At 43.2% G+C, this 19,057-nt stretch carries 19 protein-coding genes and 1 pseudogene; 17 read left to right on the top strand and 3 right to left on the bottom strand.

Annotation, left to right across the window (positions count from 1 at the left end):
* Positions 1-101 precede the first annotated feature (101 nt).
* Both MHB78_RS12670 and MHB78_RS12675 read left to right on the top strand, forming a co-directional pair.
* Entirely contained in the window at positions 102-1,157 is a 1,056-nt protein-coding gene (locus tag MHB78_RS12670; protein ID WP_046131421.1) for an NAD(P)-dependent alcohol dehydrogenase, read from the top strand.
* A gap of 311 nt (positions 1,158-1,468) precedes the next feature.
* Complete coding sequence (locus MHB78_RS12675) at positions 1,469-1,723, top strand: HPr family phosphocarrier protein (protein WP_046131420.1); 255 nt, start codon at positions 1,469-1,471, stop codon at positions 1,721-1,723.
* A gap of 18 nt (positions 1,724-1,741) precedes the next feature.
* Here the strand turns inward: MHB78_RS12675 and MHB78_RS12680 are convergent, their stop codons facing one another.
* Complete coding sequence (locus MHB78_RS12680) at positions 1,742-2,137, bottom strand: MerR family transcriptional regulator (RefSeq protein WP_046131419.1); 396 nt, start codon at positions 2,135-2,137, stop codon at positions 1,742-1,744.
* Positions 2,138-3,159: 1,022 nt separating this feature from the next.
* Here MHB78_RS12680 and MHB78_RS12685 point away from each other — a divergent pair.
* The 6 genes from MHB78_RS12685 (at position 3,160) to MHB78_RS12710 (ending at position 9,722) form a co-directional block, all read left to right on the top strand.
* Positions 3,160-4,875, top strand: coding sequence for an acyl-CoA dehydrogenase family protein (locus tag MHB78_RS12685; RefSeq protein ID WP_046131418.1), 1,716 nt, complete (start codon positions 3,160-3,162; stop codon positions 4,873-4,875).
* A gap of 15 nt (positions 4,876-4,890) precedes the next feature.
* A complete protein-coding gene (locus MHB78_RS12690; protein ID WP_046131417.1) occupies positions 4,891-5,778 on the top strand; it encodes an NAD(P)-dependent oxidoreductase in 888 nt (295 codons plus the stop codon).
* An 18-nt stretch (positions 5,779-5,796) separates the two neighbouring features.
* Entirely contained in the window at positions 5,797-7,251 is a 1,455-nt protein-coding gene (locus MHB78_RS12695; RefSeq protein ID WP_046131416.1) for a CoA-acylating methylmalonate-semialdehyde dehydrogenase, read from the top strand.
* Between the two features lie 69 nt (positions 7,252-7,320).
* The gene (locus MHB78_RS12700; RefSeq protein ID WP_046131415.1) at positions 7,321-8,106 is read left to right on the top strand and encodes an enoyl-CoA hydratase-related protein; all 786 of its coding nucleotides are present in this window, start codon (positions 7,321-7,323) and stop codon (positions 8,104-8,106) included.
* A 15-nt stretch (positions 8,107-8,121) separates the two neighbouring features.
* Positions 8,122-9,183 carry an enoyl-CoA hydratase/isomerase family protein gene (locus MHB78_RS12705; RefSeq protein WP_046131414.1) on the top strand — a complete coding sequence of 354 codons (1,062 nt, stop codon included), beginning with the start codon at positions 8,122-8,124 and terminating at the stop codon, positions 9,181-9,183.
* Between the two features lie 131 nt (positions 9,184-9,314).
* Positions 9,315-9,722 carry a hypothetical protein gene (locus tag MHB78_RS12710; protein WP_046131413.1) on the top strand — a complete coding sequence of 136 codons (408 nt, stop codon included), beginning with the start codon at positions 9,315-9,317 and terminating at the stop codon, positions 9,720-9,722.
* A 152-nt stretch (positions 9,723-9,874) separates the two neighbouring features.
* On the opposite strand, the gene MHB78_RS12715 is transcribed toward MHB78_RS12710, so the two are convergent.
* The gene (locus MHB78_RS12715; RefSeq protein ID WP_046131412.1) at positions 9,875-10,687 is read right to left on the bottom strand and encodes a DUF2262 domain-containing protein; all 813 of its coding nucleotides are present in this window, start codon (positions 10,685-10,687) and stop codon (positions 9,875-9,877) included.
* 273 nt (positions 10,688-10,960) lie between these two features.
* Positions 10,961-12,349 carry a PLP-dependent aminotransferase family protein gene (locus MHB78_RS12720; RefSeq protein ID WP_046131411.1) on the bottom strand — a complete coding sequence of 463 codons (1,389 nt, stop codon included), beginning with the start codon at positions 12,347-12,349 and terminating at the stop codon, positions 10,961-10,963.
* Between the two features lie 191 nt (positions 12,350-12,540).
* Here MHB78_RS12720 and azlC point away from each other — a divergent pair, with 191 nt between their 5' ends.
* From azlC to arsC, 9 genes and pseudogenes are all read left to right on the top strand, one after another.
* On the top strand, positions 12,541-13,251 hold the full coding sequence (azlC, locus tag MHB78_RS12725; RefSeq protein ID WP_046131410.1) for an azaleucine resistance protein AzlC: 711 nt from the start codon (positions 12,541-12,543) through the stop codon (positions 13,249-13,251).
* Positions 13,248-13,580, top strand: a complete 333-nt coding sequence (locus MHB78_RS12730) for a branched-chain amino acid transporter permease (protein WP_046131409.1) — start codon at positions 13,248-13,250, stop codon at positions 13,578-13,580. The genes azlC and MHB78_RS12730 overlap by 4 nt, the downstream gene beginning before the upstream one ends.
* A gap of 30 nt (positions 13,581-13,610) precedes the next feature.
* Positions 13,611-14,066, top strand: a complete 456-nt coding sequence (locus MHB78_RS12735) for a hotdog fold thioesterase (RefSeq protein ID WP_046131408.1) — start codon at positions 13,611-13,613, stop codon at positions 14,064-14,066.
* Between the two features lie 535 nt (positions 14,067-14,601).
* Positions 14,602-15,559, top strand: a pseudogene (locus MHB78_RS12740) (WYL domain-containing protein).
* Positions 15,560-15,634: 75 nt separating this feature from the next.
* A complete protein-coding gene (locus tag MHB78_RS12745) occupies positions 15,635-16,267 on the top strand; it encodes a type 1 glutamine amidotransferase family protein (protein ID WP_046131407.1) in 633 nt (210 codons plus the stop codon).
* Between the two features lie 240 nt (positions 16,268-16,507).
* A complete protein-coding gene (locus MHB78_RS12750; protein ID WP_046131406.1) occupies positions 16,508-16,876 on the top strand; it encodes a hypothetical protein in 369 nt (122 codons plus the stop codon).
* 197 nt (positions 16,877-17,073) lie between these two features.
* Entirely contained in the window at positions 17,074-17,421 is a 348-nt protein-coding gene (locus MHB78_RS12755; RefSeq protein ID WP_046131405.1) for a metalloregulator ArsR/SmtB family transcription factor, read from the top strand.
* A 27-nt stretch (positions 17,422-17,448) separates the two neighbouring features.
* A complete protein-coding gene (gene arsB, locus MHB78_RS12760; protein WP_046131404.1) occupies positions 17,449-18,510 on the top strand; it encodes an ACR3 family arsenite efflux transporter in 1,062 nt (353 codons plus the stop codon).
* A 21-nt stretch (positions 18,511-18,531) separates the two neighbouring features.
* Complete coding sequence (gene arsC / locus MHB78_RS12765; RefSeq protein WP_046131480.1) at positions 18,532-18,957, top strand: arsenate reductase (thioredoxin); 426 nt, start codon at positions 18,532-18,534, stop codon at positions 18,955-18,957.
* Positions 18,958-19,057 lie beyond the last annotated feature (100 nt).

The raw sequence follows: 19,057 nt of genomic DNA on the forward strand, positions 1-19,057 counted from the left end.
TTACTTTTTAGCTAATTCAGCCAAAAACCCTTGTGTTAAAGTTCACTTTAAGGTTTAACATATTCTTGTATCTTTTGATGAAGAAAGGGTGGGTTTATATCATGTGTAACCATAAAAGCATACCAAGCCGCGTGCTAAGCGCTCCAAGCGCAAAAGCAAAATTCGAACTGACGACGATTGAGCGGAGAGATTTACGGCCAAATGATGTTTTAATAGATATTAAGTTTAGCGGTATTTGCCATTCTGATATCCATAGTGCTTATGATGAATGGGGCGGCGGAATCTTCCCGATGGTTCCGGGACATGAAATTGCCGGAGTCGTGACAGCAGTAGGAGGGGACGTGACCAAATTTGCCGTCGGCGACCGCGTCGGCGTCGGCTGCTTTGTTGATTCCTGCGGAGAATGCGAATACTGCCTGAATGGCGAGGAGCAATTTTGTACAAAAGGCGTAGTCCAAACGTATAATTCATTAGACTATGATGGAAATCCGACGTACGGCGGCTACAGCCAAAAAATCGTTGTAAAAGAAGATTTCGTCGTCCGCATTCCAGACAATTTGGACTTGGATGCGGCAAGCCCGCTGCTGTGTGCAGGCATCACTACGTACTCTCCTTTGAAACATTGGAACGCCGGACCCGGCAAGAAGGTTGCCATTGTGGGAATGGGCGGTCTCGGCCATGTAGCCATCCAATTCGCGCATGCGATGGGTGCTGAAGTAACGGTTTTGAGCCGGTCTTTGAATAAGAAAGAGGAGGCCTTGAGCTTTGGCGCAGATCACTACTTTGCAACGAGTGATCCGGCTACATTCACTGGGCTGGCCGGCCGTTTTGACTTGATCCTAAATACGGTGTCTGCAAACCTTGACATTAATGCGTATTTATCAATGCTTCGCGTAGACGGAACGCTTGTCAACGTAGGTGCGCCAGCCGAACAGGATCAGTACAGCGTGTTTTCCTTAATCATGGGCCGCCGCAGCATTGCAGGTTCGCTTGTCGGCGGAATTCGCGAAACACAAGAAATGCTGGACTTTGCCGCAGAGCACGGAGTCGCTCCTAAAATTGAGGTTATCCGTGCCGACCAAGTAGACGAAGCGTATGAGCGCGTTCTTCGCAGTGATGTGCGTTATCGATTCGTTATTGACATCTCTACCTTGTAATTCAAGAAAAATGCCTTTTATGTTTGACAAAAGATGGGTTCAGCCGATTCAACTGGTTGAACCATCTTTTTGCGTTTTTTGCAGAAAAGTGGCCAGAATCAAATGGGGCAGACGTACCTGCCGATGTTTAATACAAAAAACGTGCTTTCCAATACACCTTGTAAAACGGCAAAAAACCCCTTGCCTTAAAGTCGGCTTTAAAGATTAATCTAAACGATATAAATCTGGTGTGGGGGAGAGGTTTTCCCACAATGCCGATCAGCAAGTAATCTGGGGACAAAATGAAATTTTAAAAAATAAGGAGAAACATGATGATCGTAAAAAAGCTTATCGTTCAGCTTCCGCGGGGACTGCAAGCAAGACATTCGGCTGTATTTGTACGAAAGGCATTCACTTTTAAAAGTGAAATCGTTTTAACAAAAAACGGGCGATCCGCGAATGGAAAGGATATCATGGAAATAATGAATTTGGCAGTTCAAGAGGGGGACGATATCACCTTAATTACGGATGGTATCGATGAGCAAGATGCTGCAAAGATCTTGGAAAAAATTCTTTCGACAAGCTGAAAAGCTGATTAATTTATCTTAATCAGCTTTGTCCGTTTCCTTTTTTGACTCGTACTGCTTTTCTAATTGATTGTAGTATTCTATTTTCACATCAATTTTTTGAAAAGCCCGATCAAGATCTCTTTGTTTCTCCATCATTTTCTCTTTATGTTTTTCAAGTATCTGTTTGCGGTTCGGGATTGTCCAATCTCCTTCTTTTGTCAACTCGACAATCTCGCGTAATTCAGAAAGAGCAATGTCGGTTTTCCGAAGGCAGATCACGAGCTCCAGCCATGTCAAATCATTTTCATCAAAAATTCGGTTTCCATTGGCATCTCTTTTAATAAAGGGAAGGAGACCCTCTTGCTCGTAATACCGGAGCGTATGTGCAGGCAAACCGACCTTTTCAGAAACTTCTTTAATAGAATATCCCATTGCAACCTCCATATCTTTCACTATCATCATTTTCAAAAAAATAAAAAGCCCCCGGCAAAATTGCAGCAACCGGCTATTTGCTTTGGATTTCCAACATTATTATAGACCTTAAAGTAGACTTTAAGGCAAATCGTGCGGAAGATCACCCAAGAATCTTGATCAGGAGGAAATATGTAAAATGACAATATTCGTAAACAGGCAAAGCTTTTAAGCCAACATTTTCTTTCCTTTGCCTCGAAGGAGACGGTTCACAGTCATGCTGGTGTTTATGTTCGTGTACAGGAAAATGATAACCGAAAAAACATTTGTAAAATTCCCAAATATTCGCTATCATTGGTTTTAAACCCAATATATACAGAGTAAGGTTTATATTGTATGCTTCTGCTTAAAAGGAAAGATCGGTGAGCGTCCTGTGATGTCCTGCAGCTGTTTGAACGTCTGCAGCAGCATGTAGAAGGGAAGATTTGATGAGGACTTCGTATTCGGGGCAGCCTGAGAATTTTGCCGATTTCTGCATGCCAAAGCATAAGCGGTGAAAATCACGTGCTCTGTCTTTATATTACGCGCAGCAAGCGGGAGATTCAGGTAAGAATGAGAGAGCAATATCGAAAAGGCTTACAAACCGCTGTTGGGATCCGTTTTTTCCGAAAGGTATTCGATTTTTTCCAGGCAGCGCCAAATACCTTGCGTGTGCCGCGGATTTGATCCCCGATCCAAACGTGGCTGGACATACTTAAGACCGTAATCTGCAATTTCATATCTGGAACCGGGGCAGACACGATCTTCCCTTGAGGCACTCGAACCTGAAGAATTTGGGTTTTCAGATGGTCGTCAGGATATGCAAAATGATTTTGGCTTTGAAGATCCGGAAACAGAAATTGCAAAAACGATCATTGCCGAAGAATAGAACTCATCAAAACACACCGGATGAAAAGAAGGCGATAATTCGCATCAAGAAATTAATGTAAGCGTTTTCTTTTTTCTTCAATCATTATTCATGAGCGGAAGCGAGGAGGAAAGCGATGGGTAAAGCAGAACTTCGATGGAATGACCCCTTCATTTCTTATGATGTATCGGCAGCTGATGTATTTACTCCAGAAGATTTCAATGAGGAGGAGCAGCTCATTGCAAAAACGACTGAATTATTTGTCAGAAATGATGTAATCCCTCTTCTTGAATCGATTGATCAGCATCATCACGAAAACGCAAAAAAGTTGTTTCAGAAAGCGGGAGAGCTCGGCTTGCTTGGTATCGAAGTTCCGGAAGAGTATGGCGGCCTGTCTCTCAACAAGAAGCTTTCAGGGCTCGTAGCCGAGAAGATGGGAGCCGGCGGATCGTTCAGCGTCTCCTTTAATATTCATGCAGGTGTCGGGACATTGCCGTACATTTATTATGGAACAGAAGAACAAAAACAAAAATACCTTCCGAAACTGGCATCGGGAGAATGGATCGGAGCGTATGCGCTCACAGAACCCAACGCAGGATCAGACGCTTTAAACGCAAAAACGACGGCCGTCCTGAACGAGGAGGGAACGGCCTGGATTTTAAATGGCGAAAAACAGTGGATTACGAACGCGCAAGTGGCTGATGTATATGTTGTCTTTGCAAAAACGAATGAAGGCATGACCGCATTTATCGTAGAGCGGTCGTTTAAAGGCGTTTCGATTGGACCTGAAGAGAAAAAGATGGGGATAAAAGGTTCTTCGACAGCAACTTTAATCTTGGAAGAAGTCAGCATACCGGCAAAGAATGTTCTGGGAACTGTCGGAAAAGGGCATCACGTAGCATTGAACATTTTGAACATGGCGCGATTAAAGCTGGCGTTTTCCAACATTGGAACATCGAAGCAAGCATTGAACCTTTCCGTGAACTACGCCAAACAGCGTAAACAGTTTAATAGGCCGATCATCAGCTTTTCAATGATTCAAGAAAAGGTTGCGGATATGGCGATATCTATTTACGGAGCGGAAAGCGCCGCCTACAGGACGGCGGACAGCCTGGACAATGTGTTTGAGCCTGCTGTTCCGCTGGACGAAAGATTGAAAGAACTGGCAAACTATGCATCTGAATGTGCGATCAATAAAGTAAACTGTTCTGAAATACTCGGCCGGATCGTAGACGAAGCGGTGCAGATTCACGGCGGCTACGGGTACATGCAGGAGTATGAAGTCGAACGATTGTACCGGGATGCAAGGATAAGCCGAATATTCGAAGGCACAAACGAAATAAACCGCCTGACGATCGCCAAGCTTTTGATGAAACAAGCGCAGCAAAGCATCGGCACTAGGTTTGAAACTCAATTAAGCAAGCAAGAAAACCGCAACCGGCAATTCATCGACCTTTCCAATCGTCTCCTCAACAAATCTTTGAACGCACTAACACACTCTACCATTGACATTCAGCAGGAACAGGAATACTCCCGGCTCATCGCCGACATGAAAAAAGAAATCTATGTGATGGAATCCGCAGTCATACGTGCGGAAAAAGCGGTGCAAAAGAGCGGGAGGGAAAAAGAACAGTTAAAAGAGTTGATGACCAATGTCATTTGTGAAGACGGGTTTAGGAGAATTGAAGAGATGGCGGTGTCCGTCTTAGCAGGGATAGAATCAAATGAAGCCGAAAGAAAGCTCGTATTGGAAGAGATTCGCAGCCTTCCTATCCCTCTTTACAGCAACCTGTTTGCTCAAAAACGCGAAATTGCAAAAAGAATAGCCGCTCATGAAAAATATATGGTGTGAACGGAGTGAAGCGTTGTGAAAAAAATCGGGTTTATCGGTTTGGGCAACATGGGTCTTCCCATGTCAAAAAATTTGCTTCTGTCAAACTTTACTGTGTATGGAATGGATCTCAACAAAGACGCTGAGATGTCTTTTCATCAAGCAGGGGGAACGATCGGCATTCCGCTTGATAAGATGGTTGAATTAAGTGATGTCATCCTTACAAGCCTTCCTTCATCAACCGCAGTAGAAGAGGTTTTTCTTGGGGAAAAAGGACTCGTCAATCTTGCTGAACCCGGCATCCTGCTGGTTGATACGAGTACGGTCGCTCCTGAACTGAATATCCGCATTGAAGAGGCGGCGAAGAATAAAGGCGTCGATTTTCTGGCGGCCCCTGTCAGCGGCGGCGTAATAGGGGCGGTAAACCGGACGCTCACCTTTATGGCAGGAGGTTCGAAATCCGCTTTCGATAAAGCAATGCCTGTTTTTAAAGCAATGGGCGAGAATATTTTTCATGTGAACGAGAATGTCGACAGCGGTACGAAGACGAAGTTGATCAACAACCTCTTAATCGGATTTTATACAGCAGGAGTCAGCGAGGCTCTGCATCTTGCCAAAAACAGCAATTTAGATCTTGATCAATTGTTTGAGATGCTGAACGTCAGTTATGGGCAGAGCCGTATCTATGAACGCAATTATAAAAGCTTCATAGCGGATCATCGCTATGAACCCGGCTTTTCTTTAAAGCTCCTGCTGAAAGATCTCGGCTTTGCATTGGATTTAGCAAAAAAGAACAAGGTGGAACTGCCGGTGAGCAAAATTCTCTTTGACCTGTATGAAGAAGCCGAAAAGAACGGGTATGGCGAAAAGGATATGTCTGTCTTATACAAAAAAATAAGCGAGCAGACAACTGCTTTATTGTAAAGAGAGGTGTGAAAACAGATGCTTACAACGAATGTTAAAAAAATGAAGAACAACATTAACGGAGAGTGGGTGGATTCTGCAGGTGCCGAAGTCGAAGAGGTGATCAATCCTGCAGACGGAAATATAATCGCCTATGTGCCTCTGTCTGCAAGAGCAGATGTAGACCGCGCCGTACAGGCTGCCCAGCATGCTTATCAGACCTGGTCATTGGTGCCTGTCCCCAACAGAACAAGACGTTTATACAAATATTTGCAGCTTCTTCAAGAGCATAAGGAACAATTAGCCGACATCATTACGATGGAAAACGGCAAAACGTTAAAGGATGCCCGCGGGGAAGTGCAGCGGGGGATCGAAGTCGTTGAACTCGCGACCGCCACGCCTACTTTAATGATGGGGGAATCCTTGCCCGCGATTGCAGACGGCATCGACGGATCCATCTGGCGCTATCCTTTAGGAGTCGTTGCCGGCATTACGCCATTTAACTTTCCCATGATGGTTCCCCTGTGGATGTTTCCGCTGGCTATCGCTTGCGGAAACACGTTTGTCCTGAAAGCCTCGGAACGGACGCCTATTCTTGCGGAGAAACTTGTAGAGCTGTTCTATGAATCAGGTTTTCCGAAAGGTGTCCTAAACCTCGTCCATGGGGGGAAAGAAGTCGTAAACGGTTTATTGGAGAACGAAGATATCAAAGCCATTTCCTTCGTTGGTTCGGAGCCGGTAGCAAGGTATGTGTACCAAAAGGGTACAGCTAACGGAAAACGTGTTCAGGCACTTGCCGGTGCTAAAAATCATGCGATTGTCCTGGCGGATTGCCACCTTGAAAAATCGGTTCAAGGCATCATCGGCGCGGCGTTCGGAAGCAGCGGGGAACGCTGCATGGCATGCTCAGTGGCGGCAGTCGTTGATGAAATCGCCGACGAATTCATGGAATTGCTCGTTTCTGAAACAAGAAAACTGAAAATGGGAGACGGCAGATCTGAGGATCACTTTGTCGGCCCGCTGATCCGAGAAGTCCACAAAAACCGCGTCCTTGATTATATTGACAGCGGCGTAAAGGAAGGAGCCGTTTTAGCCGTTGACGGACGCGATCCGGATGTTAAAGAAGGATATTTTGTAGGAGCGACTATTTTTGATCGCGTGACACCGGACATGAAAATATGGCAGGACGAAATCTTCGCGCCTGTCTTGAGCGTCGTGCGGGTGAAAGACCTTGATGAAGGGATCGAACTCGCCAATCAATCGAAATTTGCCAACGGCGCCGTGATTTACACGTCGAACGGCAAAAGCGTTCAACAATTCCGAGATAAAATTGATGCCGGCATGATCGGCGTGAATGTCAATGTACCGGCTCCAATGGCGTTCTTCTCCTTCGCGGGGAACAAGGCCTCTTTCTACGGCGATCTTGGAACAAACGGAAAAGACGGTGTCCAATTTTACACACGTAAAAAAGTCGTTACCGAACGATGGTTCTAGCCTTTAACCCCCTCTAACAGCTCAATAATGCCCTTTAGAGGGGTCTTTTTTATACTGGAGGGATAAATCTTGAACTGCAAATACGTAGCGCTTGAAAAAGAACATTTTATCACGACTGTCACATTGAACAATCCGCCGGTAAATACCCTATCTTCTTCCTGTATCGCCGAGCTCAGGTCACTTTTTAGAGAACTCGCCGCAGATGATGACACAAGAGCGATTATCATCACAGGGGAGGGCCGATTCTTTGCGGCAGGAGCAGACATAAAAGAATTCGTTTCAAAATTAGGAGATGAAAGGCAAGGATTGGCGCTGGCCGAAGGAGGCCAGGCGCTCTGCAATGAAATCGAAGCTCTAAAAAAACCCGTCATCGCCGCGATAAACGGACCGGCTCTTGGCGGAGGTTTTGAACTGGCGATGAGCTGCCACTTCAGAATCATATCAGATCAGGCGACAGTCGGTCTGCCGGAATTAAAGCTCGGGCTGATTCCTGCGTTTGGGGGTACACAGCGGCTCCGCAAGATAGCGGGTACAGCCGCAGCACTTGACCTCATCCTTACAAGCCGGCCGCTTTCAGCTCATGAAGCGGTAGAGCTAAAGATCGCGCAGCTTGCCGAGAAGGAAGAGGAACTCATGAAGACGGCAACTGCTGTCGCAATGTCGTTTGTAGAAGGAAAAAGCATGACAAGTGTCATGCGTGCAGTCGAATGTATCATACAAGGCAGCAATGAGAACATGGAACAAGGGCTGGAAAGGGAACGAAAAAGATTTGCCGAACTGTTTCTGACGTCAGATGCCAAAGAAGGCATTCACGCATTCGTCGAGAAACGAAAACCAGATTTTCATCATTCATAAAAGGAGGGGATCAAGATGTCTGATGACGTTTTGTGTTCCGTCAATCAAAATGGCGTTGCAACTATTGTTTTGAACCGTCCGAAAGCGCTCAACTCACTCACTTATGACATGGTTCGCGTGATCGGCGAAAAGTTAACAGAATGGAAGACAGATCATAACGTTTCTGTCGTGATCATCAAAGGCGCAGGTCCAAAAGGGCTTTGTGCCGGCGGTGATATTAAAGCGCTCTACCAGGCTCGTTCGTCCAAACAAGCAATGCAGGCTGCTGAGCGTTTTTTTGAAAAAGAATATGAGACCGATATGGCCGTCTATCGATTTCCGAAGCCGATCATCGCCTGTTTAGACGGCATCGTCATGGGTGGAGGGGTAGGCCTGACGTATGGAGCCAGCCACCGGATTGTGACGGAAAGAACGAAATGGGCGATGCCGGAAATGAATATCGGTTTCTTTCCGGATGTCGGCGCAGCCTATTTTTTTAACAAAGCACCCGGTCACATTGGGCGCTACCTCGCATTAACGGCGTCTGTCATCCATGCCGCTGATGTGCTGTATATGAATGGTGCAGACATTTACATGGAAAGCGGCGCTTTAGAGCAATTGATTAAAAAAGTGGAACATACGAACTGGAACCTTGTAAAAGTTGAGGAAAAGCTTGATCAGATGATCGGAGAATTTCGAACGGAGCCTTCTCAAAAGAGCGGGCTCTCTTCTCATCAAAAAACGATTGACCATCATTTTAGGTTCGATACGTTGGAAGAGATCCTTCAGTCGCTCGACAGCGAGGAAAGCGACTTTGGCGCGAATATAAAGAAACTGCTTCTTTCCAAGCCCCCATTTTCATTGAAGATCGCATTAAAGCAACTGGCGGGCGGCAAACAAAAAACGCTGGAAGAATGCTTTGCCACGGATCTGCTGCTTGCAAAGAACTTTTTGAGACACAGTGATTTCTATGAAGGCGTGCGGTCCGTCCTGATCGACCGCGATCAATCGCCGAACTATGAGTACAGGAACGTTTCAGATGTAAGCGATGAGGCGGTAGGTAAGTTCTTTAAACCTCCTGAATCTGCCCAATTATAATTTGGGAGCTGGCCTTAAGACGTCAGCTCTTTTTTGCGAAAAAAGATCCCTCACATATCCGAGATGTTTTTGGTGTATTTTTCTATGCAGAGAATATGTATACTAACAATATTTGGTTGGAGGTTGACAACATGAGCACCGGAAAACTAAGCAAGTATTTCTTGTCACTAGCTATTGCCTTCGCGGCGGTCCTGTCCTTTAATGCAGCATCTGCAAATGCTGCATCAAGCGGCACTATTAAGCCAAACGAATGCTCAACCCACATCTTCACCGTGTACAACGAAACAGTTGGCATTGGCGGTTCCGGCCGTGCGCATTTCTATTGCGGCAGTATCAACGGCGGTCCTCAAATTGAATTTTCGGAAGACGATTTAACGGTTTCGGTTGATGATCCCTTTATTCTTCATGCATATGCTAATCCAGGCTTGAACTCGGTGGACTATAAAGGCCTCAAAAAAGGGGATGCTGAGGTAACGATTTATTGGAAAAACAAGCCGGAGGGCACCAAATACACATTTTTATTGGTGCAAATAAAATAATGGCTGCAGTTTTTTAGAGTAGGGTAAAAACCTTGAACGGCCGGGCCTTTCAAGGTTTTTCGGTTTTCTGCATCGAAAACGGGACAGGAGAAGAAGAGGGGGGCAGGCTTCAGTATTGAAAACCTGAAACAAACGGAATGCACCGCCCAGCTTTATCCGGCAATTTCCGCTGATTCAAACGTACCGTTTCGGTTGCCGCTGACGATGATCGAGTGACCCCAAAACATATCGCCGTCATCAAAGAATACCTCAAAATCTCCATCAGGATACACGCTGATACTGCTCAATTCCATGAGCTCCATGAACATCTTCTTGGTGATTTCCTCAAACTCCGCTTCGTCGTTATCTTGCAGCCATTCATTGGCCAGTTCGACCAATTCTTCGGCAGCGTAAGCCCGGATTTTGGCATTCCAATGCCCCTGGTCTTGAAATAGAATATGTGCGGTTTCCAGCGAAGCCTTCATCTGCCGATCGTCTTCATCCCAATCAAAGGAGAGCTTTCCATTTTGTCCGGCCCAGGTGATGTCCTTCTCAAACACATTGACCGGCTTGAACAGCTCAAAGGTGCCCAATTTCTCGTCCTCGTAATATACCGGCTTCAGCGATTCCTTCAAAATACTTTGTAATTCGTCGTCCTGATAGGCCGAATCTAAAACCTTTACCAGCATCATGGCCTGATCTCCCATACGAACATACAGTTTGACAACGGCATTCGCTTCCAATATATCTTTCGTTTTTTTCCATTCGTCATCATCGGCAAGCCATTTTAACTGCAGCTCTTCCTGAACAGCAGACTTGCTGCCGCTGAGCTCTTTCCAAGCAATCAACGGCATGGAGGCATTCCACATTACATCGTCGTTCGCTCTCAATGCTCCAATACCGGATGGACCGGTGACTGCGGCCACCTCAACCACTTCGTTCTTAAATCGCCTTTCAAACCGTTTCTTTTGACTCGATATCCCCATACTGTCTTCCTCCTGATTCACTATGTATATCTGTAAATATTGTGTATCGTTGATCTGCATTTCTTCGCTTATATTCGGACTGGAAAAACCAATCCAATTGTACCAAAAACAGCTGGGAAAAAGAATCAATTTCCTCATTTCTCTTTCTCCGGCAACATAAAAAACACAACCAAAATCGCAATTTGGCCGTGTCCGGTCACTTTTTGTCTATACCTCTTGATGTTCTAGTATTGGATCATCTAATTTCGCCGCTTTCTGATTTTATTTCTCGTATCAGCCGAGATACTGTTTCAGTATGTCCAACCCCATTTTCAACTCATCTAATGAGTTTGTAGAAGAAAGCCCAATGCGCAAATACTTTTCGCGTGAAGTCTGCCCGCTGAGAAAACGGTCAGAATGAAAAACCCGAATGCCGCGCATTTTCAAATCCTCTTCCAACTGAGATGAATCAGCATTCTTTTCAATAGAAAGCCAGCGGTAAAAACTAAGGGGATGTTCACCAGGCTTATTCGGAGAAAAATACTCTGCGTAAATCTCATTTGCAGACTGTACAAGCCGTTTCTTTTGCGACACAATTTCATGAGCCTTGCCTGATAGAATCAGCTCCGTGACGACCTCCGCATCTAACGAGGACGTTTTGACATTGACGTTGAAAATGCTCTGTAAAATATTCTGGCGGAAGGCATCCCCATACACCATATAGGCGACTCTTAATCCGGAGCATATGGACTTGGAAGTGCTGCAAATATATACGCTCTGGTCCGGAAGCAAATTGAACATCGGCTGCTGATAATCGGAGATAATACCCGCCGTCAGAAATGCATGGATATCATCCTCGATCAAAATCAAATGATGCTTGCGGATAACCGCCGCTAATTCATGTTTTCGAAAATCTGAAATCATGATTGTTGTGGGATTACAGCAAGAAGGCATCAGAAAAACCCCGTGTATTTTTGTTTGGCAGCACTGTTTTTCAAGTTCATCCGGCAGCATCCCAAACTGGTCTCCGGGAATGGGGACCAACTGTACATGGAGCATTTTTGCCAACTCAATAAAGTTTGAATAGGTGTATAAATCGGTTGCAATCCGATTACCAGGCTCAAACAGTGCCGTCAATGCAATGGCCAGCGCATTTTGAGCCCCGGAAACAATCGCCATATGCTCTTGGTCTGCCTGAATACCGAAAGACTCCATCCAATTTAACCCTGCCGTTTTTTGATGCGGAATTCCTGTCGGATCATTGTAATTTAAAAGCTTATCCAAATAGCTTTTCTCCGCAACCTTTTGCATAAGCTCCGATACGATTCCGTTGGTTTGTTCAAAAGAGGCTACAAATCCAAGATCAATAAGATTTGTGATGTTATCCGCGGAGATGGTAATAGAACGGGCTGCATTGGGAGATACAAAGGTTCCGCTTCCGGTGATTGCATAAATCAAACCCTTGAACTCGCACAATTTGTAGGCACGGGTAATCGTGGTAAAGTTTAAGTCGAGAAAATCCGCCAATTCCCGCTGTGGTGGCAGCTTTGTCCCGGGCGCCAAGAAGCCGTTTACAATATCCTGTTCAAGCAGCTCCGCAATCGAATAATAATAAGGACGCTTTAACGCTTTTTTATCAGGTTTCCAAGACATTGGATAATGATCAAATGAATTTACCGGCATATTGCACCTCTTAGATCGTATTCCATACAATCATATCATTTATTGTATGGAATTTTATAATTGATCAGCTCCCATTTCAAAGATTGATTTTGAACAAAAGAATTGTAATCCATACAATTCTTTTGTTCATTGTATGGATTTTGTGTGTTAAATTTGTATGGAATAAAGTTTCAGCTAAGGATGTGGATCATATGAAAAAAAGAAATCAAATATGGATTGCTTGCCGCGCGGCTTTTCCACATACGCTTCCGATTTTGGCGGGCTTTGTATTTTTGGGGATTGCCTACGGAATCTATATGAATTCATTAGGGTTCAGCGCCATTTATCCAATCATCATGAGCTTTGCCATTTTTGCAGGCTCAATGGAATTTGTCGCAGCCAATTTTTTGCTTGGGGCGTTCAACCCGCTGAACGCTCTTTTCTTAACTTTAATGGTGAACGCACGCCATTTGTTTTATGGCATTTCTATGCTGGATAAGTATAGGGGAACCGGTAAGAAAAAGTTTTATCTGATTTACGGGATGTGCGACGAGTCTTTTTCTATCAATTGTACCGCCCATATTCCGAAGAATGTAGACAAGGGCTGGTTTATGTTCTTCGTGACACTGCTTAATCATTCTTATTGGGTCATAGGAGCGGCGATCGGCGGCATTTTCGGATCTCTCGTCAAGTTCAACACAGAAGGGCTCGATTTTGTGATGACCGCTCTTTTTGTTGTGATTTTTATTGAACAGTGGATGAAAGAGAAACGGCACTTTAGTGCCCTCGCAGGACTTGGACTTTCGGCAGCAAGCCTTATGATTTTTGGCGGAAACAACTTCATGATTCCTGCCATGCTTGCGATTCTGGGAGTGCTTACCGCTTTTAGAAAACCATTGGAGAAAGTTGAGGTTGCCGCATGACAATGAGTGTAACGCAGCAAATGATCACGATTGCTATGGTTGTGCTAGGCACAATGCTGACAAGGTTTCTTCCATTTATGATTTTCCCATCGGGCAAACCGACGCCGAAGTATATACAATATCTCGGCAAAGCGCTGCCATCGGCGGTCATCGGGCTTTTGGTCATTTATTGTTTTAAGGATGTGAGTTTACTTTCCGGCAGCCGCGGCATCCCTGAATTTATTGCAGTAGCGGCAGTTGCGCTGCTTCACTTTTGGAAGAAAAATATGCTCCTTTCCATAGCAGGGGGAACGATCATCTACATGATGTTAGTGCAATGGGTTTTTTAATTCCGCTTTTATTCGAAGGAGGAGCCGGCAATGAAGAAGAAAATTGACGAGGTCAACATTTACGAAAAACACTATCAACAAATTTATAAACATGTAAAGAACGATCCGTATGCACAATCGCTGGGAATTCAGCTGACAACATTTGAAGCAGGCTTTGCGGAAGCAATGCTTGAAGTAAGAAGCCATATGGTAAATGCATATGGGACTGTTCACGGGGCAGTGCTATACGCATTAGCAGATCATGCTTTTTCGGCAGCGTGCAATGCATACGGAAAAACATCATTAGGACTCTCGACAACCATCCAGTTTATTGAATCAGCTAAACCAGGGGACAAGATCGTTGCCCGCGCGACAGAAATCAAGCGAAACTTCCGCACAGGTTTTTATCGAATCGACATCTTACACGGCGAAAATCTGATCGCAACCATGGAGGCAGTGTCTTATCGCAAGAATCATTATTTTATTGAATTTGATGAAACTGATTAACTTGTCTTGTGGATAGTCAATGCAGGTTTCTTAGTACCCGGAGCCGCCCACAACTCTCAACTCAAGAACCATGACATCGTCGATTCTATATATAACTTGCAAGATAGAGGGCTTAAACCAAGATCCTAAAACCTCCTAAATATTAAAACTTTCAATTCTATTATAGTCTTTTTAGCGGCGAAGTCGTTCCTTTATATCAAGTAAAAGACCCTGTTTTTTTAATGGGATCAACGGGTAAGGGGGTAGCGACTTGTCTTACTGATGGCATGCTTTGAAGTATTCGTCAATACAGGAGATCAAATTAACTAAGGAAGAATATAAAAAAAGCATTAAAATGAACTGGCTCTCAATGCTTTTAGTGACACAACTGCAGATATTGTGGAGTCCATAACAAGCATGACAGGAAGATATTCTTGTTGATGTACCAAGTTTCACTCGTTCCTGAAGCTTCAGGTGAAAGAAGAATTGCATTCTAAAAATTGAGGAAGTTCGTTTAAACCTGGAATTAAAACATTTAAACAAGAGGTAAATTTATATGCCTAAAATGGACAATATGCTAGCAATCCTATGGATGCTTAGTTCAGGTGAAAAAATTACTGCAAAACAAATTTCAGAAAAGTTAGAGATAAATATAAGGACTGTATATCGTTATATTGATACACTTTCAACAAGTGGTGTACCTATCATTTCAGACCCGGGACATAACGGCGGGTACACTTTATTGCATAATTTTATTAAAGCTCCTCTTTTTTTTGATGTTGAGGAGCAAATCTCACTATTTCACGCTGCTGTTTTTGCAGAAGAAGCCGGATATTATGGAGGAGAAGCACTAAATAGGGCTGTTTCAAAGCTGAGTAAATATTCAAATCAAGAGCAGAAAACAAAGATAAACCAACATTTAATCAGTCTTGAAGTAATAAGTCGATTAAGTTCCTTCTCGATGGAACCTTTCTTAAAGGAGTTGGAGCTGGCCGTAGCTGGCGGATACTCTGTAAAAATTCTATACCATAAAAGTGGCGAAGAGCAATCAAGTAATAGATTGGTTGATCCGTACAGAATGATTTATTGGAATCATAAGTGGTATGTGATTGGATTTTGTCATCTTAGAAAGGATATCCGCAGTTTTAGAGTAAATTGAAAGTCTAAAGCTAACCGAAAATAAGTTTAACCGGCCAGAGAAATTTTCAGCACGTGACTTTTTTATGAAAAACCTCCTTCCGACAATAGAAGATAAGGAAGGGATTATCCCTTTGGTTATTAATGGGAATACAAGAGCGTTGGATGATATTTGCCAACATTGGTTTTTAGGACATTATTTGCAAGAAAGGTCTTCAAACCAAGCGGTATTTCTTCTTGAAAAAAATATGATACATACATATGTACCTCATTTACTTTTACCGTACGGTAAATCAATTCGAGTTATTGAGCCAATAAGTCTTAAGAAAAGACTTATCGAAGTTCTGTCAGAATTAATAAAATTTCATCAAGCATGATAACTTCCCTGACGTTAACTGTCAGGGAAGTTATATTATGATGGGCTATATCAATTGTGATCGGAGAGTGATTGGATGCAAACAAAAAAAGTGTACCTTTATGTATTTCATACAATGTCAGACTGGGAATATGGATATTTAATTGCTGAACTGAACTCAGGAAGATATTTCAAAAAAGGTTTAGCCTCTTTAAAAGTAGTTACAGTAGGAGCTAATAAAAAAATGATTACTACGATGGGAGGACTGAACATAATGCCAGATATTTCCCTTGATGAGTGTACTCTTGAGAGTAAAGATCTTTTCATTTTGCCTGGAGGGAATACTTGGGGAGAAGGTATTCATCAACCTATCTTGAAAAAAATCGGCGAAGCTTTAAAGCTTGGCACTATTGTTGCTGCAATTTGCGGTGCAACTGAGGGCCTCGCGAATATTGGATACCTAGATTCCAGAAAACATACCAGCAATAGCTTAGAATATATTAAAATGGTCTGTCCTCATTATAAAGGAGAAAAATTTTATGAGATGGGGCCTGCAGTATCTGACGAGAATTTGGTTACAGCATCAGGAGTAGCTCCTCTGGAATTTGCGAAAGAAGTACTGAAAAAATTAGATGTGTTTGCACCAGATACATTAGATTCATGGTATAACCTGAATAAAACTCATCAACCTGAATACTTTTTTCAGCTAATGAATTCAATAAATAGATGAGCTAAAAAATCAACTTAATGACCAAGCTTTAGACGATGTCAAAGCAGGCTGCCGATGTTCTCGGCAGTCTTTTTTGATTTCCACCTAAATTATCCGGAAATTTCACAAAATAAAAAATCCTTTTTTTAGGTTTTGGGGCCATGTTGTTTTTATGAAAGGACCGGCGATCACCATTGATACGGCTTGCTCTTCATCCCTCGTTGCTGTTCATATGGCGTGTAAATCTTTGCTTACAGGTGATTGCGAAATGGCGATCGCCGGCATAGAGAAATATTAACCATTCCTTCGATAAAAGATAAAATTAGAGGCTACCTGGCATACCATAATCAACTGATCAATTCCGGTGCCATCAACGCCAACATTCATCACTTGTTATGCGGCGATATGACCGAAAGAGGGTGGACGCGCTCTACCGCTCACAATTATCTGGAATATGAATTAAAGGGAGACCATGTTACGATCTTTGATCCTCAATATATTGAGGAGAACGTAAATACGATTTGGTCTATTGTGAAAAGCATTAAAGAGCGACACCAAGATGAACTTGCATTTCATGAACAACTGTCATTGGCAACCTCTGAGAGAGACAAAAAATTTGATAGAGGATAAGGTTTACTAGTAATTTTTTGGTCAACGTTTGCCGAAGAAAAAAAGCTTGTCGATAAAGTCCAGATAAACGGCTTCGTCGATAAGCTTTTTTGTTAAAGAAGCAGTTGATCGCCTATGACTTTACATAACATCAATTGCTTCCGCTCAATATATAAGTATATAATTATATAACAATATCCAAACTGGAGGAGCATCAAGTGAATAGAACAATTGTAGAGACGGATAAGGCGGCAGAAGTATTAAAATTGCTCGGGGATAAAACACGCTTAACGATGGCGGCTATTCTAAAACAGCGTGAATGTTGTGTTTGTGAATTTCTCGAAGTGTTTACCATGAGTCAGCCGTCCATTAGCCAACATCTTCGCAAACTCAGGAATGCAGGATTATTGAATGAAGAGAAAAGAGGGCAGTGGGTTTACTATTCTTTAAATCCGAAAAGCGAATTTTTCGAATTAATTAATGAGTTGTTAAAACATTTACCAGACCAAACAGAACAAATCAAAAAAATAAATGCAAGCAAGGTTACAGCTCGTTGTGACTGCTAATAACAGTGGAGAAGGGGGCTTGAGAAAATGAGTCATACAGAAAAAAAGCGATTGTCTTTTCTTGACCGCTATTTAACACTTTGGATTTTCCTTGCCATGGCGATCGGAATAGGCACAGGGTTTGTTTTTCCCAGCTTCGCAGACGGACTAAACCGTTGGCAAATAGGAACAACATCTATACCACTTGCGATCGGCTTAATTTTGATGATGTATCCTCCTCTTGCCAAAGTGCGCTATGAAGAGATGGGAAGAGTTTTTACAGATATCAAAATCCTTTTGTTATCGCTTGTACAAAACTGGATTATCGGCCCGATTCTCATGTTCTTATTAGCCATTGTATTTTTGCCTGATAAACCAGAGTATATGGTTGGACTCATTATGATTGGTTTAGCCCGTTGTATTGCCATGGTTATTGTGTGGAATGATCTAGCAAAAGGCGACGCTCAATACGCGGCAGGGTTGGTTGCTTTTAACTCTGTTTTCCAGGTACTGTTTTTTTCAGTTTATGCTTATATCTTTGTAACTGTCATTCCAGAACGGCTTGGTATTGAAGGCGCAATCGTTGATATTACAATGGGTGAAGTCGCAAAATCTGTATTTATTTACTTAGGTATTCCATTTATTGCTGGAATGTTAACACGCTTAATACTTGTTAAAGCAAAGGGCAGACAATGGTATGAAAAAGTATTCATTCCGAAAATCAGCCCGGTTACGCTTATCGCTTTGCTGTTTACCATTGTCGTAATGTTCTCATTAAAGGGAGATATGGTGATAAGCTTGCCGCTAGATGTAGTCCGGGTTGCGATTCCGTTACTCATTTACTTTGTCGTGATGTTTTTTGTTTCGTTCTACTTAGGAAAGAAATTCGGGTCAAACTATGGGGTTGCCGCCACATTAGCCTTTACAGCAGGCAGTAATAACTTTGAATTAGCAATTGCGGTGGCTGTCGGTGTATTCGGCATTCACTCGGGTGCTGCGTTTGCAGCGGTTATCGGCCCTTTAGTTGAGGTGCCGGTTATGATTGGATTGGTGAACGTTGCTCTTTGGCTGCGCAAGAAATACTATGGTTCAAATGTCAAAGCACAATGAGCGAAAGGTTGGATGAAAAAAATGAGCAAAGAAAAAAAGACGATTTACTTCTTGTGTACAGGGAATTCTTGTCGAAGTCAAATGGCAGAAGGGTTTGGCAAAAAATATTTAGGCGATGAATACAATGTATATTCGGCTGGAATTGAGGCCCATGGTTTAAATCCGAATGCCGTAAAAGCAATGAAGGAAGCAGGAATAGATATTTCAAACCAAACTTCAGATATGATTGATCCTCAAATTTTAAACAAGGCTGATTTTGTCGTTACATTATGTGGCGATGCCAACGATAAATGCCCAATGACGCCCCCGCACGTCAAACGTGATCATTGGGGATTCGATGATCCAGCCAAAGCAGCAGGAACTGAAAAAGAGAAATGGGCTGTATTCCAGCGGGTTCGGGATCAAATTGAAGAAAGAATCAAGCGGTTTGCGACCGCGGGAAAATAAAAAAATGAAAGGCCCTTCTGTTTTGAAGGGCCTTTCATTTGGTTTTACAACAACTTTTCCATTGCCATCACATTAACATTCTGTCCATTTCGAAAGTAAT

The sequence above is a fragment of the Bacillus sp. FSL K6-0138 genome (assembly GCF_037982765.1).
Lineage (GTDB): Bacteria > Bacillota > Bacilli > Bacillales > Bacillaceae > Bacillus > Bacillus glycinifermentans.